Origin of the sequence: Nesterenkonia sandarakina, from assembly GCF_013410215.1 — a bacterium.
GTDB lineage: Bacteria > Actinomycetota > Actinomycetes > Actinomycetales > Micrococcaceae > Nesterenkonia > Nesterenkonia sandarakina.
The window spans coordinates 730,636-754,693 of sequence record NZ_JACCFQ010000001.1; the positions used below are offsets into that span (position 1 = coordinate 730,636).

At 69.7% G+C, this 24,058-nt stretch carries 29 protein-coding genes; 11 read left to right on the forward strand and 18 right to left on the reverse strand.

Annotation, left to right across the window (positions count from 1 at the left end; genetic code table 11):
* The first annotated feature begins 2 nt into the window (after positions 1 to 2).
* The 4 genes from HNR11_RS03430 to purM all read left to right on the forward strand — a co-directional run bounded on the left by HNR11_RS03430 (position 3) and on the right by purM (position 3,505).
* Positions 3 to 362 carry a sterol carrier family protein gene (locus tag HNR11_RS03430; protein WP_179441138.1) on the forward strand — a complete coding sequence of 120 codons (360 nt, stop codon included), beginning with the start codon at positions 3 to 5 and terminating at the stop codon, positions 360 to 362.
* Between the two features lie 80 nt (positions 363 to 442).
* On the forward strand, positions 443 to 766 hold the full coding sequence (locus HNR11_RS03435) for a hypothetical protein (protein WP_179441139.1): 324 nt from the start codon (positions 443 to 445) through the stop codon (positions 764 to 766).
* Positions 753 to 2,321, forward strand: a complete 1,569-nt coding sequence (gene purF, locus HNR11_RS03440) for an amidophosphoribosyltransferase (protein ID WP_179441140.1) — start codon at positions 753 to 755, stop codon at positions 2,319 to 2,321. The genes HNR11_RS03435 and purF overlap by 14 nt, the downstream gene beginning before the upstream one ends.
* Complete coding sequence (gene purM, locus HNR11_RS03445) at positions 2,318 to 3,505, forward strand: phosphoribosylformylglycinamidine cyclo-ligase (protein WP_179441141.1); 1,188 nt, start codon at positions 2,318 to 2,320, stop codon at positions 3,503 to 3,505. The genes purF and purM overlap by 4 nt, the downstream gene beginning before the upstream one ends.
* A gap of 60 nt (positions 3,506 to 3,565) precedes the next feature.
* On the opposite strand, the gene HNR11_RS14230 is transcribed toward purM, so the two are convergent.
* Positions 3,566 to 4,156 (reverse strand): MarR family winged helix-turn-helix transcriptional regulator, encoded by a 591-nt coding sequence (locus HNR11_RS14230; protein ID WP_343050572.1) that lies wholly within the window; start codon positions 4,154 to 4,156, stop codon positions 3,566 to 3,568.
* Between the two features lie 183 nt (positions 4,157 to 4,339).
* On the opposite strand from HNR11_RS14230, the gene HNR11_RS03455 reads away from it, so the two are divergent.
* The 3 genes from HNR11_RS03455 to HNR11_RS03465 all read left to right on the forward strand — a co-directional run bounded on the left by HNR11_RS03455 (position 4,340) and on the right by HNR11_RS03465 (position 5,442).
* A complete protein-coding gene (locus tag HNR11_RS03455) occupies positions 4,340 to 4,723 on the forward strand; it encodes a hypothetical protein (RefSeq protein ID WP_179441142.1) in 384 nt (127 codons plus the stop codon).
* 89 nt (positions 4,724 to 4,812) lie between these two features.
* Positions 4,813 to 5,007, forward strand: a complete 195-nt coding sequence (locus HNR11_RS03460) for a hypothetical protein (RefSeq protein WP_179441143.1) — start codon at positions 4,813 to 4,815, stop codon at positions 5,005 to 5,007.
* Positions 5,008 to 5,049: 42 nt separating this feature from the next.
* Positions 5,050 to 5,442, forward strand: a complete 393-nt coding sequence (locus HNR11_RS03465; protein ID WP_179441144.1) for a sigma factor — start codon at positions 5,050 to 5,052, stop codon at positions 5,440 to 5,442.
* Here HNR11_RS03465 and HNR11_RS03470 read toward each other — a convergent pair.
* From HNR11_RS03470 to HNR11_RS03530, 13 genes are all read right to left on the reverse strand, one after another.
* On the reverse strand, positions 5,393 to 5,833 hold the full coding sequence (locus HNR11_RS03470; RefSeq protein WP_179441145.1) for a hypothetical protein: 441 nt from the start codon (positions 5,831 to 5,833) through the stop codon (positions 5,393 to 5,395). The two genes, HNR11_RS03465 and HNR11_RS03470, sit on opposite strands and share 50 nt — an antisense overlap.
* On the reverse strand, positions 5,826 to 6,344 hold the full coding sequence (locus HNR11_RS03475; protein ID WP_179441146.1) for an Asp23/Gls24 family envelope stress response protein: 519 nt from the start codon (positions 6,342 to 6,344) through the stop codon (positions 5,826 to 5,828). Before HNR11_RS03475 ends, HNR11_RS03470 begins: the two co-directional genes overlap by 8 nt.
* Entirely contained in the window at positions 6,341 to 6,874 is a 534-nt protein-coding gene (locus tag HNR11_RS03480) for a sigma factor-like helix-turn-helix DNA-binding protein (protein ID WP_179441147.1), read from the reverse strand. Before HNR11_RS03480 ends, HNR11_RS03475 begins: the two co-directional genes overlap by 4 nt.
* Positions 6,875 to 6,974: 100 nt before the next feature.
* A complete protein-coding gene (locus HNR11_RS03485) occupies positions 6,975 to 7,169 on the reverse strand; it encodes a CsbD family protein (RefSeq protein ID WP_179441148.1) in 195 nt (64 codons plus the stop codon).
* 57 nt (positions 7,170 to 7,226) lie between these two features.
* Positions 7,227 to 7,862 (reverse strand): alkaline shock response membrane anchor protein AmaP, encoded by a 636-nt coding sequence (amaP, locus tag HNR11_RS03490; RefSeq protein WP_179441149.1) that lies wholly within the window; start codon positions 7,860 to 7,862, stop codon positions 7,227 to 7,229.
* The gene (locus HNR11_RS03495; RefSeq protein ID WP_179441150.1) at positions 7,859 to 8,401 is read right to left on the reverse strand and encodes a DUF6286 domain-containing protein; all 543 of its coding nucleotides are present in this window, start codon (positions 8,399 to 8,401) and stop codon (positions 7,859 to 7,861) included. The genes amaP and HNR11_RS03495 overlap by 4 nt, the downstream gene beginning before the upstream one ends.
* Positions 8,398 to 8,763 (reverse strand): Asp23/Gls24 family envelope stress response protein, encoded by a 366-nt coding sequence (locus HNR11_RS03500; RefSeq protein ID WP_179441151.1) that lies wholly within the window; start codon positions 8,761 to 8,763, stop codon positions 8,398 to 8,400. Before HNR11_RS03500 ends, HNR11_RS03495 begins: the two co-directional genes overlap by 4 nt.
* The gene (locus tag HNR11_RS03505; protein ID WP_179441152.1) at positions 8,760 to 8,942 is read right to left on the reverse strand and encodes a hypothetical protein; all 183 of its coding nucleotides are present in this window, start codon (positions 8,940 to 8,942) and stop codon (positions 8,760 to 8,762) included. The genes HNR11_RS03500 and HNR11_RS03505 overlap by 4 nt, the downstream gene beginning before the upstream one ends.
* Before the next feature lie 51 nt (positions 8,943 to 8,993).
* The gene (locus HNR11_RS03510; protein WP_179441153.1) at positions 8,994 to 9,506 is read right to left on the reverse strand and encodes an Asp23/Gls24 family envelope stress response protein; all 513 of its coding nucleotides are present in this window, start codon (positions 9,504 to 9,506) and stop codon (positions 8,994 to 8,996) included.
* 106 nt (positions 9,507 to 9,612) lie between these two features.
* Positions 9,613 to 11,520 carry a heavy metal translocating P-type ATPase gene (locus tag HNR11_RS03515; RefSeq protein ID WP_179441154.1) on the reverse strand — a complete coding sequence of 636 codons (1,908 nt, stop codon included), beginning with the start codon at positions 11,518 to 11,520 and terminating at the stop codon, positions 9,613 to 9,615.
* Between the two features lie 75 nt (positions 11,521 to 11,595).
* Complete coding sequence (locus HNR11_RS03520; RefSeq protein WP_218849642.1) at positions 11,596 to 12,885, reverse strand: ABC transporter ATP-binding protein; 1,290 nt, start codon at positions 12,883 to 12,885, stop codon at positions 11,596 to 11,598.
* Positions 12,882 to 14,417, reverse strand: a complete 1,536-nt coding sequence (locus tag HNR11_RS03525) for an ABC transporter permease subunit (protein ID WP_179441155.1) — start codon at positions 14,415 to 14,417, stop codon at positions 12,882 to 12,884. The genes HNR11_RS03520 and HNR11_RS03525 overlap by 4 nt, the downstream gene beginning before the upstream one ends.
* Positions 14,418 to 14,486: 69 nt before the next feature.
* Entirely contained in the window at positions 14,487 to 15,539 is a 1,053-nt protein-coding gene (locus HNR11_RS03530) for an iron ABC transporter substrate-binding protein (protein WP_179441156.1), read from the reverse strand.
* Between the two features lie 147 nt (positions 15,540 to 15,686).
* Here HNR11_RS03530 and HNR11_RS03535 point away from each other — a divergent pair, with 147 nt between their 5' ends.
* From HNR11_RS03535 to HNR11_RS14165, 4 genes are read left to right on the forward strand one after another with little or no spacing between them, the layout of a single operon-like run.
* On the forward strand, positions 15,687 to 16,805 hold the full coding sequence (locus tag HNR11_RS03535; RefSeq protein ID WP_179441157.1) for a nucleoside hydrolase: 1,119 nt from the start codon (positions 15,687 to 15,689) through the stop codon (positions 16,803 to 16,805).
* Positions 16,792 to 17,751, forward strand: a complete 960-nt coding sequence (locus tag HNR11_RS03540) for an ECF transporter S component (RefSeq protein WP_246310301.1) — start codon at positions 16,792 to 16,794, stop codon at positions 17,749 to 17,751. The genes HNR11_RS03535 and HNR11_RS03540 overlap by 14 nt, the downstream gene beginning before the upstream one ends.
* Positions 17,729 to 18,511, forward strand: coding sequence for an energy-coupling factor transporter transmembrane component T family protein (locus tag HNR11_RS03545; protein ID WP_179441158.1), 783 nt, complete (start codon positions 17,729 to 17,731; stop codon positions 18,509 to 18,511). Before HNR11_RS03540 ends, HNR11_RS03545 begins: the two co-directional genes overlap by 23 nt.
* Complete coding sequence (locus HNR11_RS14165; protein WP_179441159.1) at positions 18,504 to 20,240, forward strand: ATP-binding cassette domain-containing protein; 1,737 nt, start codon at positions 18,504 to 18,506, stop codon at positions 20,238 to 20,240. The genes HNR11_RS03545 and HNR11_RS14165 overlap by 8 nt, the downstream gene beginning before the upstream one ends.
* Positions 20,241 to 20,315: 75 nt before the next feature.
* Here HNR11_RS14165 and HNR11_RS03555 read toward each other — a convergent pair whose 3' ends face one another.
* Genes HNR11_RS03555 through HNR11_RS03570 form a run of 4 tightly spaced genes read right to left on the reverse strand, consistent with a single transcriptional unit; the run spans position 20,316 to position 24,057 of the window.
* A complete protein-coding gene (locus tag HNR11_RS03555) occupies positions 20,316 to 20,927 on the reverse strand; it encodes a LysE family transporter (RefSeq protein WP_179441160.1) in 612 nt (203 codons plus the stop codon).
* Between the two features lie 9 nt (positions 20,928 to 20,936).
* Positions 20,937 to 21,509, reverse strand: a complete 573-nt coding sequence (locus HNR11_RS03560) for a TetR family transcriptional regulator (RefSeq protein ID WP_179441161.1) — start codon at positions 21,507 to 21,509, stop codon at positions 20,937 to 20,939.
* Between the two features lie 16 nt (positions 21,510 to 21,525).
* A complete protein-coding gene (locus HNR11_RS03565; protein WP_246310302.1) occupies positions 21,526 to 23,064 on the reverse strand; it encodes an MFS transporter in 1,539 nt (512 codons plus the stop codon).
* Between the two features lie 33 nt (positions 23,065 to 23,097).
* Positions 23,098 to 24,057 carry a Sir2 family NAD-dependent protein deacetylase gene (locus HNR11_RS03570; protein WP_179441162.1) on the reverse strand — a complete coding sequence of 320 codons (960 nt, stop codon included), beginning with the start codon at positions 24,055 to 24,057 and terminating at the stop codon, positions 23,098 to 23,100.
* Position 24,058 lies beyond the last annotated feature (1 nt).

The window sequence follows — 24,058 nt, forward strand, 5'->3', positions numbered from 1 at the left end:
ACATGGCACGACGTCGCATCACCGCCGACGACGGCATGGCCGCGGTCCGCGCTTGGGAGTCTGGAGACTCCGAGCGCCGGACCGTGGCCACTGCTGTGCGGTACTTCCTCGAAGAGCTGGCCGAGACCGCGCCTGGGAACTCCGTGGAGGTCCGAGTCCCGCCCTTCGGGGTGACCCAGTGCGTCGAAGGGCTCTCCCACTCCCGCGGCACTCCCCCGAACGTCGTCGAGCTGGCCCCGCAGGACTGGCTGGAGCTGGCCACCGGGGTCACGGACTGGCAGAGCGCGCGATCCCAGGGGCGGATCTCCGCCTCCGGCACCCGCGCGGACCTCTCGGCGCTGCTGCCGCTGACCCGAGGCTGACCCAGGTGCTGGCGCGAGGCTGACCCAGGGGCTGGGACGGGCAGAGCCGGCACCCAGGCAGGGCCGGTAGCATGGAGGACATGTCATCACGTGAGCAGACGGGCGAGCCGCAGCCTCGGCAGGTGACCGTCCGCCCCACCCCGCGACTGAGCCCGTTCCTGATCGCCGGCGTGGTTGCGGCCGTGCTGGCCGCCGTCGTCGTGGTGCTGGTCACCGGCCCCGCCGATGACTACTCGCTGCGCGGCTCGCTGGGCTATCTCATCGTGGCCTTCGCGATGCCCGGGCTCGCCCTGGGCGCTGTGACCTGGCTGTTCATCGACTGGCGCTCACGCAAGCGCACCCGCACTTATGACCTGCAGAAGATCGACTCTGCAGAGAGGACTCCTGCGCATGACCCGGAATGATGGTCGGTTGAATTTCAATCTGCTCGACGAGGACCCGCTGCCCCAGGATGAGTGCGGGGTCTTCGGCGTCTGGGCGCCAGGGGAGGAAGTCTCCAAGCTGGCCTACTACGGGCTCTACGCCCTGCAGCACCGCGGTCAGGAATCGGCCGGGATCGCGGCCTCCGACGGCAAGAGCATCCGGGTGTATAAGGACATCGGCCTGGTCTCTCAGGTCTTCGACGAGTCCACGCTGAACTCACTGACCGGGCACATCGCGGTGGGTCACTGCCGCTACTCCACCACCGGAGCCAGCCAGTGGTCCAACGCCCAGCCCACCCTCGGGGACACCCCACACGGGACCGTGGCGCTGGGCCACAACGGCAACCTGACGAACTCCGCAGATCTGCGCGAGCGGATCATCGAACGCCACGGGCGCGCCGATTTCGGCGAGCTCAACCAGGGCAACACCACCGACACCGCCCTGGTCACCGCACTGCTCAAGGATCAGCCCGGAGACAGCCTCGAAGCTCAGGCGATGGCGCTGCTGCCCACCCTGGAAGGCGCGTTCTGCCTGGTGTTCATGAACGAGAACACGCTCTACGCCGCCCGAGACCCGCACGGAGTGCGCCCGCTGGTGCTGGGCCGCCTGGCCAGCGGCTGGGTGGTCGCCTCGGAACAGTCCGCACTGGCCACCGTGGGCGCCTCGGTGATCCGGGAGATCGAGCCCGGTGAGCTGATCGCGATCGACTCCGACGGCGTGCGCTCGCACCACTTCGCCGCCGCCACTCCGGCGCGCTGCGTCTTCGAATACGTCTACCTGGCCCGCCCGGACGCGAACATCAACGGCCGCTCGGTCTACGAGTCCCGGGTCGAGATGGGCCGCCAGCTGGCCCGCGAGGACACCCACGACGCCGACATCGTGATCCCGGTCCCGGAATCCGGCACCCCGGCGGCGGTGGGCTACGCCGAGGCCTCCGGGCTGCCCTTCGCGCAGGGGTTCATCAAGAACGCCTATGTGGGCCGGACCTTCATCCAGCCCTCGCAGACGCTGCGCCAGCTCGGGATCCGGCTCAAGCTCAACGTCCAGGATCACGTGGTGCGCGGCAAGCGCGTGGTGGTGGTCGATGACTCGATCGTGCGTGGGAACACCCAGCGCGCCATCGTGCGGATGCTGCGGGAGGCCGGTGCCGCCGAGATCCATGTGAAGATCTCCTCGCCGCCGGTGCAGTGGCCCTGCTTCTACGGCATCGACTTCGCCTCCCGCGCGGAGCTGATCGCCAACGGCGCCACCATGGAGGAGATCACTCAGGCAGTGGGAGCGGACTCGCTGGCCTACATCTCCGAGGACGGGATGATCGCGGCCACCCAGCAGCCGCGCTCCACCCTGTGCACCGCATGCTTCTCCGGGGTCTACCCGATCAAGCTGCCGCCGGAGAGTCGGCGCGGAAAGATGCTGCTGGAGACACCCTCGGCCACAGACGCCGGTTCCACGCAGAACCCCGGTGGCGGCTGTGACCCCGGTCCGGACGCCGAATTCGACATCGACGAGATCCCCCTCGCGGAGGCCAAGAAGTGACTGCACAGAACACCAGCGCCGCATCAGCTTCCGGCGCTCCGATCACCTATGCCTCCGCCGGAGTCGACGTTGAAGCCGGGGACCGCGCGGTCGAGCTGATGAAGGCCCATATCGAGGCCACGCACACCCCGCAGGTGATGGGCGGGGTGGGCGGCTTTGCAGGGCTCTACGACGCCTCTGAGCTCAAGCGGCTGCCGCGGCCGCTGCTGGCCACCTCCACCGATGGGGTGGGCACCAAGGTGGCCATCGCCCAGGCCATGGACATCCACGACACCATCGGCTTCGACCTGGTGGGCATGGTGGTCGATGACATCGTGGTGATGGGCGCCAAGCCGCTGTTCATGACCGACTACATCGCCACCGGGAAGGTGGAGCCGGCCCGGATCGCCGCGGTGGTCTCCGGCATCGCCAAGGCCGCCGCGGAGACCGGCACCGCGCTGGTCGGCGGGGAGACCGCCGAGCACCCCGGGCTGCTGGAGCCGGAGGAGTACGACGTCGCCGGTGCCGCCACCGGCGTGGTCGACGCCTCCGCCGTGCTGGGCCCGGAGCGGGTGCGCGCCGGGGATGTGATCATCGGCATGGCTTCTTCCGGCGTCCATTCCAACGGCTACTCGCTGGTCCGCCGGGTGATCTCCTCCGCCGGCTGGGACTATGAGCGCGAGGTCGAGGAGTTCGGCCGGACGCTGGGTGAGGAGCTGCTGGAACCGACCCGGCTCTACACCACGCCCTGCCTGGACCTGGTCACCGCACTCAACGGGGATCCGGCCGAGACCGAGGTCTCCCCGGAGGCTCCGGTCCGCGGCTTCAGCCATGTCACCGGCGGCGGTCTCGCGGCCAACCTGGCGCGCGTGCTGCCGGCTGGACTGATGGCGACCGTGGACCGCTCCACCTGGTCCTGGCCCGCCGTGTTCTCCCTGATCGCGCGGCTCGGCTCGGTCCCGCAGGCCGATCTGGAGCGCACGCTGAACCTGGGCGTGGGCATGATCGCCGTGGTCGCTGCGGAACGGGCCGAGGACGCCGTGTCCATGCTCAACGCAGCCGGGCAGAGCGCCTGGGTGATGGGTGAGGTCAGCGCCTACAGCGCCGACGAGTCACGGGTGGCCCAGGCCGGTCTGGACTTCGTCCAGGGCGCCAAGGGCGTCGACGGCGGCGGCGTGCTGCTCACCGGGCGCTACAGCTCCTGATCCGCCCCTCAGCGCCGGCGCTGACTTCAGGGGCGGCGCGGCTTCAGGCCCGGCGCGACGTCAGCGGGGGTCTGCGGAGGGGTCGTTCACGCTCTCCGTCAGGGCGCGCAGGAACTTCGCAGCCCCGGCGCGCTCCTGCTCGCTGAGCGCCTCGGTCACCGAGATCATCCTCGCGTGCATGCCGCTCAGAGTGGCCTTGACCTCACGATCCGTCTCGCCCAGGACCTCGATCGCCACCGAGCGCCGGTCATCTGGATGCGGGATCCGGCGGACGTAGCCGTCGCGGCTCAGCCGGTCCACCAGCACGCTGGTCGCGGCTGCGGTGAGGCCGAGCGCCTCCGCCAGATCACGCTGGCGCGGGGTGCGTTCGGCGGAGCGCTCCCGGACCAGGAAACGCAGGGCCACCAGATCCGTCTCCCCCATCCGCATGGAGTCGCGGGTGCGGGCGCGCATCTTCTTCTCGGCCTCGCGGTACTCCCGCAGCAGATTCAGCAGGTCGATGGAGGAGAAGGTTTCCTCGTTGCGTCCGTACCAGTAGCCGTCCCCGGGGTCTCCACCGGGGGCGGCGCTGCGGTCCGGTCCTGCGGCGTCTGCGATAGGCGCCTGGAGTCTTGACGCGGTGTTGGTGGCGCCGGAAGTCCTAGATTTCACGTGTGCCTCCTTAAGTCACTGACTAGTCTACCCGCTTGCGTAAGTCCGTCTAACCGTTATATCTTCTAACTGTTACCTGTTGAACAGTTTTCAGAGGGAACAGATATGCGACGACATCGACCCGCTCAGCTCTTGTGGGATCAGTGGACGTCCGGCAGCCGCCTCGTCACCCAGGAGAGCACGATGAACCACCCAGCCCCCGCCACGCCCCTCAGAACCTCCACCGCCGCCGTCTCAGCCGTGCCAGACACCGCCGATGCAGAGCTGGCACGCGCCGCGGAGGCCGCACACTCGCTGCCGGAGCTGCCGGATCAGCGGTACAGCCAGATGGCCAAGGCCGCGTCGACGGGGCTGATGGCCCACCAGCACGTGGACAGCGCAATCGTGGAGATCTCCGGCACCGCCGGGGACCTCGTCTTCCACCTGCAGTGCGCCCTGGTGCCAGGATCCGAGTCCTCCTCGGTCATGGAACTGATCACCCACGGCGTGGTCCCCAACATCGAGCGCATGCTGGGTGAGGCGTTCACCTCCAGAGACCTGCACTTCTCCTTCGCTCCAGCCTCCTAGGCACCTTCCCAAGGCGTGCTGACAACGCCTTCTCCCACTTCATCCTCCGCCCCGCCGCTGAAGCGGAGCACCTTCTTCGAGGAGTCCTCATGGACCTGGCTCTCATCTACACCATCAACGCCTTCGCAATGCCGCTGCTGCTCATCGCAGCGACTGCACTGATGGTCAAAGGACTGATGCTTCTGCGCGCCCGGCTGCGACCTGGCATGACCGGCGACCCGGTTTCCCCTGCGCTGCCCGGCGCTGAGACCTCACCCGCAGCCACCCCGCTGCGACTGAACTGACCCCGTCGCCGAGACCCACCGGAGACTCCCTTGGGTGACGTCATGCCAGAAGATCACCTGGATTCCGCGCAGAGCCTGCGCCAGGACCCGGCGGACCGGTGCGCGGAGCTGCTGGTGAAGATCCAGGCCGGGGACGAGCAGTCCTTCGTTCAGCTCTACCGGGACCACGGCAGAATCCTGCTGCTGATCCTGCGCAAGGCGCTGCCCGAGAAGGCTGCCGCGGAGCGCGCGCTGCGGGGCGTGTTCGCGCAGATCTGGGCACAGTGCGCCTCCTTCGACCCGGCGCAGACCAGCGGGTCCGGATGGATCACTCGGCTGGCCCGGGAGCAGATCCTCAACCAGGCCAAGAACCCGGTCCCAGGACCCGAGGTGCCAGAGCCTCGACTCAGGACGCCGGGCCTCTGGTCACCCCCAGGACGCGTACCCGCAGGGTGAAGCTGCCGGGCGTCCCGGGGTGCGGCGCATCCGCACCGGTCGAATCCGCGCCGGTCGAATCCGCGCCGGTCGAATCCGTACTGGCTGACTCCCCACTGGGTGAATCGGCGTCGAGGATTCCGTGCACCGCCCGGTGGATGTCGTCGACAACATCACCGGCGGGTCGTGAGCCGTCGGTGTAGAGGTCGATGAAGACCTGCGTCTGATCGTCTTCGGTGACGATGTCGACGACCCGGGCCTGGGAGTCGCCGGCCCCGAAGAACTCTTTGGTCGAGGCCGTGAGCGCTTCCTTGAAGCTGGGCACCAGACGGTCCACCCCGGGAAGGTCCGAGACGGCGTCGACGATCGACGCCGAGAGAGCCTCGAGCGAGGTCGGTGCAGGGTCAGTCATCATGGATGTCCTCCGCGATCAGATCGATGGTGCCGGTGCGCAGACCCACGGCGTCGCGGAGACGCTCCGCGATGCTGGTGCGCAGCCGGTCCTGTAGGTCGGGGATGACGGTGGACGCAGAGAGCGTCATCGTCACCCGAAGGTCTAGTGTCATCTGGGCAGCGTCGATGCTGCCCAGATGAACTCGGCGGGCGTACACGCCGGGTTCCTCGTCCACGGCCTCGCGCACCAGCGCGCGCAGCGCGGAGAGGGTCATGGCGTAGTCGCGTCCCAGAGCCGTGGTCAGGGCGGCGCTGGGACCTCTGGCGAGCTCTTGGGCGAGGATCTCCATGACGCGGGACTTCACTCGTGAAAGCTGGGCCTCATCGCCGAGGCTGCGGTCTCGGTAGTCCAAGACCACCTGCCGCAGCCGAGAATCTCCGTCCAGGATGCGGGGCTCGCCATCGGGGCGTCCGGCGTTGTGCACCGGTTCCGGGGGCACTGGTTCTTCAGGCACTGGTCTGGTCGTCATGCCTGTCCTTCCCTGTCGGTGAGGAGGGCTCGCTGCGCTCGTCGGATCCTTTCGCGCACTCGTTGCGGAGCCACCTCGAGGATCTCCGCGATCTCTTCGGGTGTCTGACCGTCTACCGCGTGGAGCAGCCACGCCAGATGCTCCTCGACCGGGAGACGAAGCAGCGCGGTGTGCGCCGCCTGGACCGGGTCCCCGGCGTCCGGTGAGACAGGTTGCTTGCGCAGCACGAAGAGGCTGTGGTGGGCGGCCATGCGGCTGAGCCAGTCGGGGAACTCCTCGGGGCGCTGCAGGGCGTCCAAGCGTCGCCATGCGGTCAAGAACGTCTCTTCGACGATCAGTTCTGCTTCGGCCTCATGATGCAGGATCTCCCGACACAGGGCGGTGATCCGGGGGCCGTGGGACTCCAGGAGCAGCGCGAAGGCCAGCAGGTCGCCGTCCTGGGCCCGGAGGACCAGAGTGGACTCGTCTGTTCCGCGGAGGCCGGGGTCGTCTTGGGCAGTGCCAGGCGCTGCGGCTGACGGGTCGTGCACAGCTGGTTCTTACCTCCAGGTGATCTGTTGCGGCGCCCGAACCTCCTGGTCCCGGCGCGGGCCGCCGGCCCCGGGGGTCTCCGGGGCCGGCAGCGGTGTTTCAGCTGGTGAAGCCGTCGCGGACGTCTTTGGCGGCGTCCTTGGTCTTCTCACCGGCCTGCTTCATCTCGGCCTTCTGCTTCTGCGCAGCACCCTCGGCCTGGGTCTCACGGTCCCCGGTGGCCTTGCCCACGGTTTCCTTGGCCGCGCCGGCCGCCTTCTCTGCGGCGTTGCTGATCTTGTCTCCGATACCCATGATCTGGATTCCTTTCGTGTTCTTCGTCTAGTTCTCCACGGTTGTGGCCTGGCCCGGTCAGTGCAGCGGGTTCCCTCCACCGGCCCCGGACGCCATCTCCACCTCTGCGTCGCGGGATCGGCTGGAATGCCGCACCGGGTCTACGATCAGTCGCACCGCGCTGAGCTGCGCCTGCAGGGACTGCTCGAGCTCACCGCAGGTGTCTCGATGGATCCGCTCCACGGCGGCCCGGACGTCGCTGCGTTCATCGATCTCGACCTTCATCAGCAGCCCCGGCGCCTTCGCGGTGCCCTCCAGCCGAACGGTGCTGGAGACCACGCCGGGGACCGCCTCAGCGGATTCGGCGATAGCGCGCTGAAGCACCGTGGTGTTCAGCCGGGTCACGCCCTCGCGGCCGTCGGTGTGCAGCTGGAACTCTCCGGCGCGTTCGGACCGCGGGACTGCGGTGAGGATCCACCACAGGCCCAGCAGCACCAGAAGGGCGCTGACGGTCAGGGCCGCGGCTGGAAGCCAGGCGGGCAGCGCATCTGCGGCTCCCAGTGCATCCTTGGGTCCGGGCGCCTGGTCCCAGGAGCCGAAGAGCTGGCTCAGCAGGCCCAGCGCGGTGGCGAGCACGGCTGCGCTGGCCAGAAGAAGCACCAGTCCCAGCAGGAACAGGATGGCCCGGTTCGGAGCCTTCGATACGGCGATCATCGCTTCTCCTTCTTGCTCGTGCGCACTGTGACCCGCGGGCTGCGACGCAGGCCCAGGGCGTTGAACCGCTCCTGGATCCGCCCGGTGAGCTGGGCCTGGACCTCACGTCCGTTCGGAGCCACGGTGGCGACGTCGACCTGAACCCGGCCGGGCCGGGAGTCTGCCCGCGAGGAGACGGTGCCGTCTGTCCGGTCAGCCTCCGCGGCGGCGATCCGCCCCAGTCCGCGGGTGGTGATCACCGTGGTCCGGCCTGGGCCGAACTCCTGAAGCGTCATCTCCACCACCGCGGCGCGGCCCGGCTTCAGCGCCAGCACCAGCAGGACGACGCCGATCACGGCTGCCAGTCCCGCGAGCAGCACCACGGGGATCGCGCCCCAGGTGAGCCCCTCGAGACCATCCAGTCCTGCGAGCGGCTGGGCAGCGGCGACCGCGGTGATGGACCACCACAGGCCCAGGGCGCCGAGGGCGACGATCAGGGTCGCGACGATCAGCGCGGGGACGCGGCGGTTCGGCCTGCGGCGAATCTTCGGGTTGCTCATTGCAGCGTCCTTTCCCCGGTTCCCACCAGCAGCTGATCGATGCGCACGTCGACCCATCCCACGCTGACCCCGGTGAGCCGCTGGACCTCGGCGCCGATGTGGCGCCGGGCGTGGTCGGTGAGCTTCTCCAGAGGGGCCGGGTAGGGCAGGGCCAGGTGCACGGTGATGTTGGCGACCCCGCCGGTGATCTCCACCTCGGTCTTCGGCCGGGCCCGGGGTGCGGCGCCCAGGCCGATCCCGGCGATGGTCATCCGCTCGGTCGCGGAGACTCCGTTGAGCTGCCCGGCAAGGTGCGCGGCGGTCTTCTGCACCGCAGCGTCCTTGACGATCAGCCGCCCACGAGTGTCAGCGCCGGCACTCATCGCCGGGACCGTTCTGCTCCGGTCAGACGATTCAGATCCACCTGACCTTCGATGACAAGACCCACGAAGAGCCCCAGCCCGCCAAGGAAGGCGACGCCCAGGAACGCCAGGAAACCCTCAAGGATCGCGACGATGCCCAGGATCAGGCCGGTGAACAGTCCTACATACGATGCTTTCATGTGCTTTCTCTTTCACTCGATGGACGGCAGGTGTCCAGCTCGGCTGGGGTCTCAGGCGAGCTCGTGACCGGAATCCCGGGGCTGGTCGTCCTCTTCGGGGAGGTGCACGTCGGCCACGCTGATGTTGACCTCCACGACCTCCAGTCCGGTGCCGTGCTCCACCGCGCGGATGACGTTGCGACGGATGTTCTCGGCGACCTCGACGATGGAGGCGCCGTATTCGACGATCACGGTCAGGTCGATCGCCGTCTGGCGCTCGCCCTTCTCCACCGAGACGCCGCCGCTGACCTGGGTGCGCGAGCCGGGGATCCGCTCGGAGATCGCATCGAAGGTGCGGCGCGCGATGTTGCCCATGGCGTAGACGCCGGGGACCTCGCGGGCGGCGAGACCGGAGAGCTTCTGCACCACGGTCTCTTCCACGGTGGTGGCGCCGTACTCGGTGACCAGCGGGCTCTTCGCGGCGGCCGCGGCCTGCTTGCGGGTCAGCTCGGCGCTCTGCCCGTTGCGGTCCTGGGCGGCGGTGTTCTGGCCGTTCTTCAGGTTGGCGGAGGTGTTCTCAGTCATGGTTCTCTCCTTCTTCATCGCCGAGCGCTGCGGAGCGCACTGTGCAGTGGTGTCTCGCTGACCTGTCCGGTCAGTCACAAGCTAAGACGCACCAGCTCGGAGATCCTCACGCAGATTTCTCAAGTTTTTTTCTGGCGTCTTCTCGAGCCGCCCGAAGCTCCTGGTCCATGCGGGCAGACTCGGCCTGCTCCGCCTGGCTCGGGCGCATCGCCAGCAGCGCCCAGCCGATGCAGGCCAGGTCCACCACCTCTTGGAGCCAGGCGCCGAGGATCGCGGGCAGCAGGCCTGCCGCCGCCAAGATCATCAGCCCCACGGACATGCCGACCCCGAGCCAGATCGCCTGCCAGGCGATGCGCATGGTGCGCCGCCCGATCTGGACTGCGCGGGCACTCCGGGAGAGGTCATCGACGGTGACCACGACGTCGGCAGACTCACTCGCCGCGCTGGACCCGCGCGCCCCCATCGCGACCCCGACGTCGGCGACCGCGAGCACCGGCGCGTCGTTGACCCCATCCCCGACCATCATCACCGGACGTGGCTGCGCGGCCTGCACCGCGGAGACCTTGTCCTGCGGGAGCAGGTCTGCGCGGACGTCGTCGATGCCTGCCTGCTGCGCGATGTGGCGGGCGACCTGCTCGCCGTCGCCGGTGAGCATCACGGTGCTTACGATCCCCGCGCGGCGCAGCGAGGCCATAGTGGCCCGGGTCTCCAGGCGCAGCTCATCGGCCAGCGCGATGCACCCGGCGTAGGCGCCGTCCACCGCCACGTGCACGCCGCTGGCACCCGCCGGCGGCGCCTCGGTGCGCTCACCGGTCTCTGCGGTGATGAACCGGCCGCTTCCCACGACGACGGCGCGGCCCGCCACCACTCCGCGGACCCCGTTGGCCGGGACCTCGGTGACGTCCTGGGCGCGCGGCACACCGGTGGTCTTGCCCCGGGCGGCCGCGACCACCGCGGCGGCCAGCGGGTGCGAGGAGTACTGCTCGATTCCGGCGGCCAGTGCGAGCATCTGGTCTGGGCCGATCCCGACGGCGTGGACCTCGGTGACCTGGGGCCGGCCGTGGGTCAGCGTGCCGGTCTTGTCGAAGGCCGCGGTCTTCACCCGGGCCAGCTGCTCCAGGGTGCCGCTGCTCTTGACGATGATGCCGTTGCTGGCCGCGCGGGACATCCCCGCCATGAAGGCCACCGGTGCCGCGATGATCAGCGGGCAGGGTGTTGCCACGACGAGCACCTCGGCGGCGCGGGAGGGATCCCCGGAGACCGCCCAGGCCCCGGCGGCGAGCGCCAGCGCACCCAGGGTGAACGGCACCGCGACTCGGTCGGCGAGTCGGACGAAGGGCGCCTTGGACTCCTGCGCCTCGCGCACCAGGGCGATGATCCGTTGGTACTGGGACTCGGAGGCGTTGGCGGCGGCGCGGACCTCGATGGCCTCACCGCCGTTGACGGCGCCGGAGAGCAGCTCCTCCCCGCGGGTGCGTTCCACCGGCAGGGACTCTCCGGTGAGTGAGGACTCGTCGAAGGTGGCCGCGGCGCTCAGCAGAACACCATCCACCGGCACCACCTCGAAGGGCCGCACCAGCAGTCGGTCGCCGACCTCGACCGCTTCCACCGGGACATCTTCGGGTCCGCCGCCGGTTTGCAGGCGGTGGGCGGTGTGCGGAGCATTCTCCAGCAGCCCGGTCAGCTCCCGACGGGCGCGGCCGGCGGCGTAGTCCTCCAGGGCTTCACCCCCGGAGAGCATCAGGCAGACCACCAGGGCGGCCCAGTACTCCCCCACTGCCACCGTGGAGCCGATGGCGGTGATCGCCAGCAGGTCGATGCCGTAGGTTCCGGCGCGCAGATCCTTGATCATCCGTCGGGCCTGGAGCAGCGCGATGAGCACCGCGAAGCCGGAGATCAGCCAGCGCGCGCCGTCGGACTGGCCGCTGATCTCCAGGACGCCTCCGAGCAGACCGACGGCCACGGTGGCGAGAACCATCGGGTAGCGTGCCAGGCCGAGCGCGGTCTTGCGCATGCTTCAGTGATACGCCGGAATCCTGTGGCTGTATAGCAAGGCGTCACTAGCCGCATTATGGCCAGCGCTCAGGGGCTATTCCCGGTGCGCCCCCACGAGGGCGTCCCCCTCGGGACGGGAACTGATCCGCACCGAGGCGGGCCCGGCCGAGCAGGACTGGCACTTGGAGGAGGCCGGGTAGAAGACTCCTGCGCCCTGCACGGTGAGCTGGACCTGGGTGCCCGGGGCCAGCGGGACCGCGTTGAGCCGGCGCAGCCGCAGCGGTGAGGCCACACCGTCGAGCTGCACCAGGGCGGTGGTGTCGTGACCGAAGTACTGCGAGCTGAGCACTGTGGCTGCCACACCGTGGTCGCTGAGCGTGATCTGTTCCGGGCGCAGCATCACCTGACCTGTGGCGCCGCGCACGGTTTGGTGGGCGCTGTCCAGGTTGGGGCAGACCAGTTCCACGTTCACGCTGCCCAGGGCGGTGGCGGCGTCCCAGGCCGTGCGGGCCTGGCCGGACTGGTGGTCCAGGTGGCCTGCGCCGAGCGGGTCGGGGAGCTGACTGAGGAGCTCTCCGGGCAGCAGCACCGCGTCGCCGAGGAACTGGGCGGTCTCCACGTCGCAGGGCCGGGTGTAGACCTCTTCGGGGGCACCGATCTGGCGCAGCCGCCCGTTCTTGAGCACTGCGACCTGATCGGCGAAGGACAGCGCCTCGTCCTGGTCGTGGGTGACCAGGATGGTGGTGGTCCCGGTGACGTGCAGGATCTCGCGGATCGCCTGCCGGGTGCTCTCGCGCAGCCCGGCGTCCAGGGCGGAGAACGGTTCGTCGAGCAGGATCATCTCGGGCTGCCGGGCCAGCGCCCGGGCGAGTGCGACCCGCTGACGCTGCCCGCCGGAGAGCTGGTCCGGGCGTCGGGCGGCGTGATCTCCGGTGAGGCTGACCAGTTCCAGCAGCTCCGTGACCCGGCGCTGCCGTTCTCGGCGGGGGGTGCCGCGCGGAAGTCCGAACGCGATGTTCCCGGCCACGTCGAGGTGCGGGAACAGCGCGCCGTCCTGGGCGACCAGCCCGATGCTGCGCCGGTGCGCGGGCACTGCCGTCACGTCGGCGCCGTGGAGCCGGACCGCTCCGCGCTCAGGCACCAGGAACCCGGCGATCACCCGCAGCAGCGAGGTCTTGCCCGAGCCGGAGGGGCCGACGATCGCCGTCGTCGTCCCGGTCTGCACGCTCAGGTCGATCTCATGCAGGACCGGCTGGTCGCCGAAGCACACCTGGACGCCCGAGACTTTGAGCATCGTGGCGCCGGCGTCAGCGGCGGTGCCAGCAGCGGCGGTGCCTGCGGGGGTGGGGCCAGCGGCAGGGGTGTCACGAACGGTGGCGTTCATCGGACCTCCTTGAGTAGTCGCGAGATCATCATCCAGGCCGGGACCGCTGCGAGGAGCACGAGCAGCGCGGCGAACGGGGCTGCGGCGGCATAGGATTCGCCGCCGGTGTAGGTCCACAGCCGGGTGGCCAGGGTGTCGAAGCCGGTGGGGCGCAGCATCAGGGTAGCCGGGAGTTCTTTGATCGTGGTCAGCAGCACCAGCAGCGCACCGGAGAGGATCCCGGGCAGCATCAGCGGCAGCGTCACGCGCAGATAGCCCATGCCGGGGCTGCTGCCCAGGGACTGGGCGGCCTCCTCCAGCTCCGGCGGCGCGGAGAGCGCGGAGGCGAGCACCGGTCCCAGGGCCAATGGCAGCATCAGCGCGCAGTAGGCCAGGGTCAGCATCCACATGCTCTGGTAGAGCGCCGGGAGCACGGCGATCCCGAGCATCACCACCGAGAGTCCGATCACGACCCCGGGCAGCGAGTGCGCCAGGTAGGCGGTGCGCTCGAGCAGCCGGGCCAGCCGGGAGGGACGCCGCGCCAGCCACAGCGCCAGCGGGATCGCAATCGCGGTGGTGGCCAGCGCGGCAAGACCGGCTGCCCAGAGCGAGCTCAGCAGCGCCGAACCGATCTCGGCCAGCGACCCGGGCCGGGAGACCCCGCGCAGGCTCCAGACCAGCAGGGCGGAGAGCGGGACCGCCAGCGCGGTCAGCACCGGCGCCCAGGCCAGCGCGAGGATCGGGAGCCCCCACCGGCCCATGCTGAAACGAGCCGGGCGGGCGCGTCCCTCGCCGGAGAGCGTGGAGTACCGGGTCCCGGTGCGGCGGACCCGGCCTTCGAGGATCAGCAGGCACAGCGTGAAGACCAGCAGCACCGAGGACAGCGCGACCCCGCCGAGCCGGTCGAAGCCCATCGAGAAGCTGGTGAACACGGCCCGCGTGAAGGTGTCCACCCGCAGGATCGAGACCGCACCGAAGTCGGCGATGACGTAGATCGCGCAGAGCAGGGTTCCCGCGGTGATCGCCGGGGCGGCCTGCCGGACGGTGACATGGAAGAACGTGTCCACCGGGCCGCGGCCCAGCGCGCGGGCCGCCTCCTCCTGGGCCGGGTCCACCGAGACCAGGGCGGCGACCACCGGGAGGTAGATATACGGGTAGGTCACCGAGGTGATCACGATCGCCGCGGCGAGGAAGCCTTCGAAGCTGGTGCCCGGGTTGATGAGGGCGTTCATGGACTGCCAGCCGAAGGCGGCGACGTAGCTGGGGACCGCCAGCGGCAGCGCTGCGGCGACCCCGAGGATCAGCCGCCCCGGGAGCTGGGTGCGGGTGACCAGGAACGCCAGTCCCACCCCGAGGACCAGGCAGGCCACGGTGACGGTGCCGGTGAGCGTGAGAGAGGTGTAGGCCAGTCGGGCGCTGCGCGCGCTGAACACGGTGTCCAGGAAGTCCGGCAGCGGGAACTGGGCCAGCCGGATGATCAGGTAGATCAGCGGCAGCAGCGCCACCGAGGTGGCGATGAGTGCGGCGGCGCGCAGCCACAGCGGCACCGCCACGCGCCCGTTCCCTGCGGAGACGGAGCGTGCGGCGGTGCACGCGGGTGCTTGCAGCTGCGGGGAGATGGGTCAGCCCACCAGGCCCGATTCGACGATCATCTCCACGGAGGTCTCCAGGTCATCGAGCTGGTTCAGGTCGATCTCGGGGGCGTCGAGCTCCTCCAGGCTGGGCATGCCCTCGGGCCCGTCGACGCCCTCGATCAGCGGGTACTCCGCGGTCTCCTCGGCGAAGTAGGTCTGACCCTCGGTGCTGAGCATGAACTCGGTCAGAGAGGCGGCGGCGGGGTTCTCGGAGTTCAGCACGCCGACACCTGCCACATTGACCAGCGAGCCGACGTCGCCGTCGCTGAAGAGGTGGTTCGCCACGTTCAGCTCCTCGGGGGCCTCACCGAGCTCCTTGGCGCGGCTGTAGAGGTAGTAGTGGTTCACCAGACCCATATCGAGGACACCCTCGGCGACGTCGGTGACGATCTCACCGTTGCCCTCGCGGATCTGCGGATCGTTCGCGGCCAGATCGTCGAGGAAGCTCTGGGTCTGCTCCTCGCCCTCGATCTCGCGGTGCGCGGTCACGAAGGACTGGAAGGAGGCGTTGGTGGGGGCGACTCCGACCCGGCCGGTGTAGTCGGCGCCGGTGAGCTCATCCACGCTCGCAGGAAGGTCAGCCTCATCCACGGTGTCGGTGTTGTAGATCAGGGTGCGGACACGGCCGGAGAGACCGACCCACTGGTCCTCGGTGTCACGGTAGGCCTCGGGCACCTGCTCGAGAAGCTCGGCGTCGAGCTCATCGAAGAGGTCCTCGGCGGCCACGGCTCCGAGTGCTCCGGCGTCCTGGGCGAGGAAGACATCGGCGGGTGAGCCCTCCCCCTCCTCCAGGATCTGCGCGGCGAGCTCGGCGGTGTCTCCGTACCGGACCTCGACCTCGATGCCGGTCTCCTCGGAGAAGGTGTCGATCAGCGGCTGGATCAGTTCCTCATTGCGCCCGGAGTAGAGCACCAGGCTCTGCGCCTCGGCGCTGGCCTCCCCGCCTTCGGCGTCGGCGTCGGACTCGGCGGTGTCGCCGCAGGAGGTGACGGTCAGCGCGAGGATCGCGCCCAGAGTGACCGCCAGGGAAGTTCTGCGCATAGCTGTGTTCCTTCTTCTCGCATCGCAGGCTCACCCGTCCGGAGCCTGATTGATCTGATCCAAGGTTACCCTAAGATACGCAAGACAAGTGTGTCTTAATTGAATAAGGCTCTCTATGTAGCGGGGCCTTCGGGTGCACCCGGCACAATGGGACGGGTGATCCCTCTCTTCCTCGACTGTGACCCCGGCATCGATGATGCACTCGCGCTGGGCTGGCTGTTCTGCCAGGACGACGTCGAGATCACCGGCATCGCGGCGAGCGGCGGCAACGTCTCCACCGCCCAGGTGCTGACGAACACGCTGGGCTGGCTGCAGCTGGCCGGGCGCACCGACCTGTGTGTGCACGCAGGGGCAGAGCACCCGCTGGCCGGAGTCAGCGAGTACGCCGAGGAGACCCACGGCGACACCGGCGCCGGCTATGCCCAGCTGCCTGTCGGTGGGATCGCCGGCGGATTCACCGCCGATGCGCTTCCCGCCGCGCAGGCCTGGGTCCGGGCGGCCCACGCTCATCCGGGTGAGCTGCTCGGAGTGCTCACCGGACCGGCCACCAACCTGGCCCTGGCACTTCAGCTGGAGCCCCGGCTCCCGCAGCTGCTCAAGCGGCTCTTCATCATGGGCGGGGCCTTCAACTACCGGGGCAACACCCGGCCCACCACCGAGTGGAACATCAGCTATGACCCGGAGGCCGCGAAGGGCGTGCTCGACGCCTTCGGTGCCGCAGCCCGGCTGCCGGTGATCGGCCCGATCGAGGCCACCGAGGCGGTGGCGCTGACCCCTGATCTGCTGGCGAGAATGCTCGAAGGTCCCTGCTCCGCGCAGTGGTCAGCCTTTCTGGAGCAGCTGGCCGAGGCGCTGCGGTTCTACTTCGAGTTCCATGAGAGCGATGGCCACGGCTACCTCGCCCATGTCCACGACCCCTATGTCACGGCCGCCGCCGTTCTCTGGGCGCGAAACCAGGCTCAGCACCAGCCGCAGACCCCCGTCCGGCGCCATCAGGAGAGCCCCTCCCCCACGGCGAAGGCTGACCCAGATTCGTCCGCACCTCCCGCAGACGGGATAATTCCCTGGGCGCGCAAGACCGAGCAGGCAGCGGTCGACGTCGAGCTCATCGGCTCCCTGACCCGTGGCGAGACCGTGGCCGATTGGCTGGGCCGCTGGGGCCGTGCGCCGAATGCGGAGATCATCCGCAGCCTGGACGCCGAGGCGTTCCTGGATCACCTCACCACCACCTTGAGAAGAGGACCACAACACCATGACTCACACTGACCCGCACTCTGGGCAGGGGTCCGTCACCGCGGCGGATCCCGGAGAAACCCCGAAGACGCACCCGCAGCAGACCCGCACTCCTAAAGCTCGCACCGCCAAGACTCGCGACACCGACCGCGCGGGCAACCAGCTCCGCCCCGCTCCCCCGCTGTGGTCGACTCTGGCGCTCACCGCCGGCGCCGCCGTCATCCTGGGCACCTATCTCTGGGTGCTGACCAGCCAGCCCGCCACCCTCGGCGCCGACCTGGGCCACACCACGCTCGGCGTGATGGTCGGCTACCTGCTGGGCGCCGCGCTGATCGCAGCCGGCACGCTGCCGCGGATCCCGCGCAGCGTGCTCGCCCTGATGCCGGTGATGATCGCGCTGAACATCGCCACCGGCCAGATCGTGGGCACCATGACCCCGATCCCGCTCTACCTGGATTCCCTGGGCACCGTAGTCATCGGCGTCATCGCCGGCCCCGCCGCCGGAGCGCTGACCGGAATCCTGACCAATGTCATCTGGGGCGTGACGATCAACCCCACCGTCATCGCCTTCACCGCCGGCTCCGCCTTCATCGGCGCCGCCGCCGGCTGGGCCGCCCGGCTCGGCGGCTTCCGCCGCATCTGGTGGGCCGTGATCGCCGGAGCCCTGGCGGGGATCCCCACCGGCCTGATCGCCACCCCGGTGGCCGCCTTCATCTACGGCGGAGGTCTCGGCGTGGGCACCGGGAGCCTCGTCGCCGCCCTGCAGGGGGCCGGTGCCTCGATGCTGGGTGCTGCCACCATCCAGGGGCTGGGCAGCGACGTGGCCGATAAGGCGATCATCTTCGCTCTGGCCTTCCTGGTGCTCGCCGCGCTGCCGAACCGGCTGCGCAGCCGATTCCCGTTCACCGAACACTCCCGGGTGAGGCGCCGGAACCGGACAGACGCGGGACCTGCGCATGCGGCTGCATCCGGCCACTGAGCTGGTCCTGCTCGGCTGTGCGCTGCTGCTCGTCTACGGGGTTCCCTCCCCGCTGATCCCGGCCGCCGTGCTTCTATGCGCGGTGGCCGGGGCGGCGGCCTCCCCACGAGTCCGCTTTCGCAGCTGGGCGCTGACCCTGGTGGTGCTCGCCGGACCCATGCTGGTCATGGTCGGGATCATCCAGGGACTGTTCTATCCCGGCGAGCAGGCCCAGGTCCTCGCCGAGTTCGGGCCCGCCGCGGTCACCGTGGAGGGCCTCGCGCTGGCGATCCAGCTCTGGCTGCGTGTTGCCGCGATGGTCGCGGTGTGCGCACTTTTCGCCTTCGGCTCGGATCCCTCGCGCGCCTTCGACGGGATGCTCACGCTGCGCCTTCCGCTGTCCCTGGCCTATGTCTGCGCCGCCGCGATGAGTCTGATCCCGCTGGCGCGGCACCGAATCTGGGCGGCGCTCACCGCCCGCTCGGCACGCGGCTGGGACACCGACAGATTCCTGGTGCGGCTGCGCCTGCTCCCCGGAGTGCTTGCCGGCCTGCTGATCACCGCCATCACCCAGCTGGACCAGCGCCATGACGCGCTGACCCAGCGCGGGTTCGGCCTGACCCCGCGCCCCACCCCTGCCCGGTTCTATCCCGCAGGGCCCGGTCAGCGCGGGCTGCGCTGGGGCGCCGTCCTCGGGTCCTGTCTTCTCGTGGGCGCCTCCCTGGCCGGGCTGCTCCCGCTGCCCTCGGCCACCGACCTGCTCGGAGTCCTAGATGTCTGATCCCACGATGTCTGATCCCTCGACGCCCGATTCCAGGACGCCCCCGCCCGCAGTCGTGCCCTCGGGGTGTTCCCCGCTGCTGCGTCTGACTGACTTCGGATTCACGTACCGCGGCGCCGAGACCCCGGCCCTGCAGAGCGTGGACCTGGTGCTGCGCCCCGGTGACGCCGTGGCGGTGCTCGGCCCGCAGGGCGCGGGCACCTCCACCCTGGCCCGCGCCGCCGCAGGGCTGCTGGGTGAACATGGGCAGAGCACCGGGGTGCGTGAGGTGGCCAAGGACCGCGTGGGCATGCTCGGCGATGACCCGGAGGCCCAGCTCACCGGCCTGACCGGCACCGTCGAAGACGAGGCCGCACTGCCGGGGCGGCTCCTCGGGCTGCCGCTGAAGGACTGCCTGGAGCGTGCCGAAGCCAGCCTGCAGGCGCTGGGCATCGCCGCCCTGGCGCAGCGTCAGCTAACCACGCTCTCCGGCGGGGAGCGCCAGCTCACCGCGCTGGCCGGGCTGCTCACCCTGCGGCCCAGCGTGCTGGTCCTCGATCAGCCCTCACAGGCCCTGGACGCGGGCGCACGACGGCGACTGGCCCGGTCCCTGCGCGCGTTCCGGGATGCCGGGGGCGCGGTGCTGCTCACCGGACATCAGCACGATGATCTCACCGCGGACTGTGACCGGGTGCTGTTCCTGGACCAGAGCCGACCGGCCACTGATGCAAAGGAGGAGCGCTCAGCACCGGACCGCGTCACCGAGCAGCCTGGTCAGGGGGAGCCAGCGCAGCCTGACCTGGCGGAGCCAGACCAGCCGGATCAGGCGTCGGGGAGGCCTGACCAGCGACCCCAGGATGAGCTGCGGCTGGACCCCGCGCGGCTTGATCGGCATGGGATCTGGGATGTCCGGCGCGCACCCTCCCGCCCCGCTCCGCAGCCCGCCCCGACCACGCAGCCCGCCCCATCACGGCAGTCCGCCCCAGCCCGGCACCCCGAAGCAGCATCCAATCCTGCCCCGGAGCCCAGCCGCGATGCGGCAACCGGCCGCAACACAGACGTGCAGCTGCACGTGCAAGGACTCTCGGTCACCCGAGGTGACCGCCCGGTGCTCCAGGACCTCGGGCTGGAGCTGCGCGCCGGGGAGGTCACCGCCCTGCTGGGCGCCAATGGCTCCGGGAAGTCCACGCTGCTCGGCGCCCTGGCCGGACTGCTGCCCGTGGCGCCGGGGGCCCAGATCACCGGGCCGCGCGGCGTCGAGCTCGCGGGGACCCCGGCGCATGTCCGGGCCGCTCATCTGGCCTGGGTGGGCCAGGACCCCGGGGACCAGCTCTCCGCCTCCACGGTGCGCGCGGAGCTGCTGCGTGCGGCACCGCTGGGCCCCGGCGGGCGTCGGCTGCGCCGGGCGGATCGTCAGCGCGCCCGGGCTCAGCGAGAACTAGCCGTGGACCACGTGCTGCAGACCGCGGGACTCACCGACCACGCGCAGGAGCACCCCTATGATCTGGTGCCCGCCCAGCGCAAGGATTGTGTGATCGCCTCGGCGCTGCTGCTGGGGCCTGCGGTGCTGCTGCTGGACGAGCCCACGCTGGGCCGGGATGCGGCCGGGATGGATCGGCTGAGCACCCTGGTCCGCGGATTCACCGCGGCGGGGGGCGCGGTCTTGGTGGCCACCCATGATCAGCGCTGGGCGGCGGAGATCAGCGAGCATCAGCTGCGCCTGGACGGAGCAGACTCACCTTCGCAGTGATCCAAGGCCCGCACCGACGCGAGGTCGCTGCGTCGGCACCCTTGAAGCGGCACCGCACCTAGACCGGCGCCACACCTAGAGCGGCAGCGACTCCCAGGTGTCCACGATGGCGGGCACCACCGAGGCCACCAGCAGTCCGGCCATGACCAGGTTGAAGATCAGCATGTGCTTCGGCTGGGAGATCACCTTGCCGGCGCCGACCCCGAGCAGGGTCCAGGCCACGGTGAAGGGGGCGCCGAAGGTGCAGGCCACGAGCGCGATCACGGCGACCTCGAGCATGAAGGAGTCCCAGAAGCCGGTGAAGGCGCTCAGCGCCGCCACCGAGAGGGTCCAGGCCTTCGGGTTCACGAACTGGAAGAGCGCCATCTGCACGAATCCCGGCGGGGTGGCTCCGGGCTTGGGGGTCAGCGTGGTGGGGCCGTTGGCGATCTTGAACGCGAGCCAGAGCAGATACAGGATCCCGATCGGACGCAGGATGTCGAGGATCACCGGCCACTGCTCCAGTGCCTGGCCCAGACCGATTCCCACCAGCAGCACCATGGTCGGGAAGCCGACGTTGACTCCCAGGATCGCCGGCAGCGTGCGCTTGAAGCCATAGGCGGCTCCGGAGGCCATCACGATGGTGTTGTTAGGTCCCGGGGTGCCCGCGCCGGCCACCACGAAGAGCATCAGAGAGAGAATCGCCACTGGTCGAGACTACTCTGCCGGTACGGTCGCGTTCTGCGCGAGCGCGATGATCTCCTCGGTGACTCGTTCCCGCAGCCGGGGGTCCAGCCGTTCGGTGGAGAGCGCCTCGTAGAACCACAGTCCGTCGGCGGCGAGCCGCGCGATGAAGCGCTGGACCGCGGCGGCTTCCGCGGCGTCGTCGTCGGAAGCCTGCGCCGTCTCGGGGGGCTGCGGGGCCCAACGGGCGAAGATCTCATCCCAGGCGGCGTTGGCCACCGGGTCCTCGGATGCCTCGAGCATCAGCAGCAACTCCGCGCGCTCCGGGTTCTGCGAGAGCCGCACGAAGGCGCGGAAGCGTTCGTCCCGGTTCAGCTGGGCCGCGGTGCCGCCGGCCTCTGCCTCCAGCGCCAGCTCCCAGTTCTCCGCCACGTGCCGGTGCAGCCCGAGCAGCAGCTCCTCCCGGGACGGAAAGTGATACAGCAGCCCGCCCTTGGTCATTCCCGCCTCGGCGGCCACGGATTCATAGGTCAGGGTGGTCACGCCTTCGCGCTGGACCACACGGGTGGCGGCGTCGAGGATCTCGCGGCGTTTGGAGGGTCGCACAGGGGTTCGTCTCCGCTCAGTGGTTCTCGGGGTAGGCCTGGGACTCGGTGCCCGGAGTGTAGCGGCGCAGCATCCAGGAGGAGGCGACGGCGGCGAGCACCATCACCACCGCCACACCGATCAGCACGCCCAGGTAGGCGATGTCGAAGGCCTCCGCAGCCGCGGCCATCGCCGGGGCGTCCCCGGATTCCAGCACCGCGGCGGGCGCCTGAGAAGCGTATTCCTCGGAGCCGGCGGGCAGCACCAGCACCCGGGTGTAGACGAAGGTGAGCAGGCTGCCCAGCAGCGCCACCCCGACCAGTCCGCCGAACTCGTAGGAGACCTCCTCGATGGAGGCCGCCATGCCGGCCCGGCGCGGGGGAACATTGCCCATGATCGCGGTGGAGGCCACCGACATCGAGGCACCCAGCCCGGCGCCGAGCACGCAGAAGCTGATCACCAGCAGCACCAGAGAATCCTCCAGGGTGGCGTAGATCGAGCCCAGCGCGCCCACTGCGGCCAGCGCCATGCCGCCGCCGATCAGCGTGAGCAGTCCGGCGCGGTGCAGGATCGCGCCGCCGAAGAGTGCGAAGGGCATCGAGCCCACGGCGAGGGCGGAGACGATCAGGCCGGCGTCCAGCGGGGAGAAGCCCTCGACCAGCTGGAAGCGCTGGGTGGTGCCCAGCTGGACCCCGACGATCGCGAAGATGCTGGCGCCGGCGGCGATGACTCCGCCGCTGAACCCGCGGTTGCGGAAGATCGTGAAGTCCACCAGAGGCTCGGCGGTGCGGGTGAGTCGCATCTGACGCCGGGCGAAGACGGTGAGCATGACGACGGCGACCACCACGGAGACCACGAAGCGCACCCAGTCCACCGGGGTCTCGGCGATGGTCTTGATCGCCAGCACGGCGGCGGTGAGCCCGATCATCACCTGGGCCGAGGACAGCCAGTCCCAGCGGCGGCCCGGGCTGGCGATGTTGGCCGGGCCGACCACCAGCATCAGGACCAGGGCGGCGACCACGATGGGCACGTTGACCAGGAACACCGAGCCCCACCAGAAGAACTCCAGCAGCACCCCGGAGACGATCGGGCCCAGCGCCATGCCCACGGTGGCCACTGCGGCCCAGATGGCGATGGCCATATTGCGCTCGCGCTCCACGGAGAAGGTCAGCCGGATCAGCGCCAGGGTGGCGGGCATCATGGCGGCCGCGCCCACGGCCAGCAGGGCCCGGGAGGCGATGAGCATCTCGGAGCTGGGTGAGAAGGCTGCCAGGATCGAGGCGACACCGAAGATGCCCAGGCCGACCTGGAAGATCCGTTTGTGACCGAACCGGTCCCCCAGCGCGCCGGAGCCCGGCAGCAAGCCGGCGATCACCAGCGGATAGGCGTTGATGATCCACAGCTGCTGGGAGGAGGAGGCGCCGAGCTCCGCGGTCAGCGTGGGCAGGGCGGTGTAGAGGATCGTGTTGTCCAGGGCGATCAGCAGCAGCGCCGAGGAGACGATGGCGAGCATGGTCCAGCGCTGCCACGCGCTGAGGGCGGGCCGGGCGTCGGCGCGCACAGAAGGAAGGGTCATCACCCGAGTAACTATACTATACGTACGGTATAGTTACTGGTGATCCTGCTCACCCAGCAGAGCGTTCAGACTCTGCAGCGCCGGGGTGATCCGGGTCCGCCAGCGCCAGTCGGCCTTGGTGTCAGCGCGGGAGGGTCCACCGTTGATCACCCCGATGGGCCGATTCGACTGGTGCATGGTCAGCGCGATCTTGAATCCGCTCATCACCGCCATGGAGCTGCCTACCACCAGCAGGGCCGAGGAGGCCGCGATCAGCTCCTGCACGGCGGCCTTGCGCTCAGCGGGCACGGATTCGCCGAAGTAGACGACGTCGGGCTTGAGCTTCTCCGAGCCGCAGACCAGGCAGGTGACCATGTGGAACTGCTCCACCCAGGACTGATCCAGGGTGACATCGCCATCGGGGTTCACGTTCTCGGCCGCGGCGAAGGCGGCCTCGGCGTAGCCAGGGTTCGCCTCCTGCAGCCGGGTGTCCAGTGAGGAGCGCATCTCGCGGTTGCCGCAGTGCAGGCAGATCACGGAGTCCATGTCGCCATGCAGGTGGATCACCGGGTCTGCCCCGGCGGCGCGATGCAGGCCATCCACGTTCTGCGTGATCAGGCCGCTGAGCAGACCCTCAGCCTGCCAGTCGGCGAGCAGCCGGTGCGCCTCATTGGGCTCCGCGCGGTGCATCTGGCGCCAGCCGACGAAGCCGCGGGCCCAGTAGCGGCGCCGCGAGGCGGAGTCGTGCTGGAACTCCTGGTAGGTCATCGGGCGGTGCCGATGCAGGGATCCCTGGGGTCCGCGGTAGTCCGGGATCCCGGAGTCGGTGGAGACTCCGGCTCCGGTCACGCAGAGAACATCGCCGGAAGCCAGCATCTCGCGGATGCCCTCGCGGGCGATCTCCTCAGGTTGCGGTTCGGCGGTGTCGTGCACCACCCGTGCGATGGATCGCAGAGCCGCCTTATGGGCGTTCTCGACGGGCTTGGTGAAGGCCGCTGGGGTGGGCTCTTCCACA

Bases quoted from the DNA above. Each gene is read 5' to 3' on its own strand.
- HNR11_RS03430 (WP_179441138.1), top strand. From the start codon at position 3: ATGGCACGACGTCGCATCACCGCCGACGACGGCATGGCCGCGGTCCGC.
- HNR11_RS03435 (WP_179441139.1), top strand. From the start codon at position 443: ATGTCATCACGTGAGCAGACGGGCGAGCCGCAGCCTCGGCAGGTGACC.
- purF (WP_179441140.1), top strand. From the start codon at position 753: ATGACCCGGAATGATGGTCGGTTGAATTTCAATCTGCTCGACGAGGAC.
- HNR11_RS03455 (WP_179441142.1), top strand. From the start codon at position 4,340: ATGAACCACCCAGCCCCCGCCACGCCCCTCAGAACCTCCACCGCCGCC.
- HNR11_RS03460 (WP_179441143.1), top strand. From the start codon at position 4,813: ATGGACCTGGCTCTCATCTACACCATCAACGCCTTCGCAATGCCGCTG.
- HNR11_RS03465 (WP_179441144.1), top strand. From the start codon at position 5,050: ATGCCAGAAGATCACCTGGATTCCGCGCAGAGCCTGCGCCAGGACCCG.
- HNR11_RS03470 (WP_179441145.1), bottom strand. From the start codon at position 5,833: ATGACTGACCCTGCACCGACCTCGCTCGAGGCTCTCTCGGCGTCGATC.
- HNR11_RS03475 (WP_179441146.1), bottom strand. From the start codon at position 6,344: ATGACGACCAGACCAGTGCCTGAAGAACCAGTGCCCCCGGAACCGGTG.
- HNR11_RS03485 (WP_179441148.1), bottom strand. From the start codon at position 7,169: ATGGGTATCGGAGACAAGATCAGCAACGCCGCAGAGAAGGCGGCCGGC.
- amaP (WP_179441149.1), bottom strand. From the start codon at position 7,862: ATGATCGCCGTATCGAAGGCTCCGAACCGGGCCATCCTGTTCCTGCTG.
- HNR11_RS03495 (WP_179441150.1), bottom strand. From the start codon at position 8,401: ATGAGCAACCCGAAGATTCGCCGCAGGCCGAACCGCCGCGTCCCCGCG.
- HNR11_RS03500 (WP_179441151.1), bottom strand. From the start codon at position 8,763: ATGAGTGCCGGCGCTGACACTCGTGGGCGGCTGATCGTCAAGGACGCT.
- HNR11_RS03505 (WP_179441152.1), bottom strand. From the start codon at position 8,942: ATGAAAGCATCGTATGTAGGACTGTTCACCGGCCTGATCCTGGGCATC.
- HNR11_RS03510 (WP_179441153.1), bottom strand. From the start codon at position 9,506: ATGACTGAGAACACCTCCGCCAACCTGAAGAACGGCCAGAACACCGCC.
- HNR11_RS03515 (WP_179441154.1), bottom strand. From the start codon at position 11,520: ATGCGCAAGACCGCGCTCGGCCTGGCACGCTACCCGATGGTTCTCGCC.
- HNR11_RS03520 (WP_218849642.1), bottom strand. From the start codon at position 12,885: ATGAACGCCACCGTTCGTGACACCCCTGCCGCTGGCCCCACCCCCGCA.
- HNR11_RS03530 (WP_179441156.1), bottom strand. From the start codon at position 15,539: ATGCGCAGAACTTCCCTGGCGGTCACTCTGGGCGCGATCCTCGCGCTG.
- HNR11_RS03535 (WP_179441157.1), top strand. From the start codon at position 15,687: ATGGGACGGGTGATCCCTCTCTTCCTCGACTGTGACCCCGGCATCGAT.
- HNR11_RS03540 (WP_246310301.1), top strand. From the start codon at position 16,792: ATGACTCACACTGACCCGCACTCTGGGCAGGGGTCCGTCACCGCGGCG.
- HNR11_RS03545 (WP_179441158.1), top strand. From the start codon at position 17,729: ATGCGGCTGCATCCGGCCACTGAGCTGGTCCTGCTCGGCTGTGCGCTG.
- HNR11_RS14165 (WP_179441159.1), top strand. From the start codon at position 18,504: ATGTCTGATCCCACGATGTCTGATCCCTCGACGCCCGATTCCAGGACG.
- HNR11_RS03565 (WP_246310302.1), bottom strand. From the start codon at position 23,064: ATGACCCTTCCTTCTGTGCGCGCCGACGCCCGGCCCGCCCTCAGCGCG.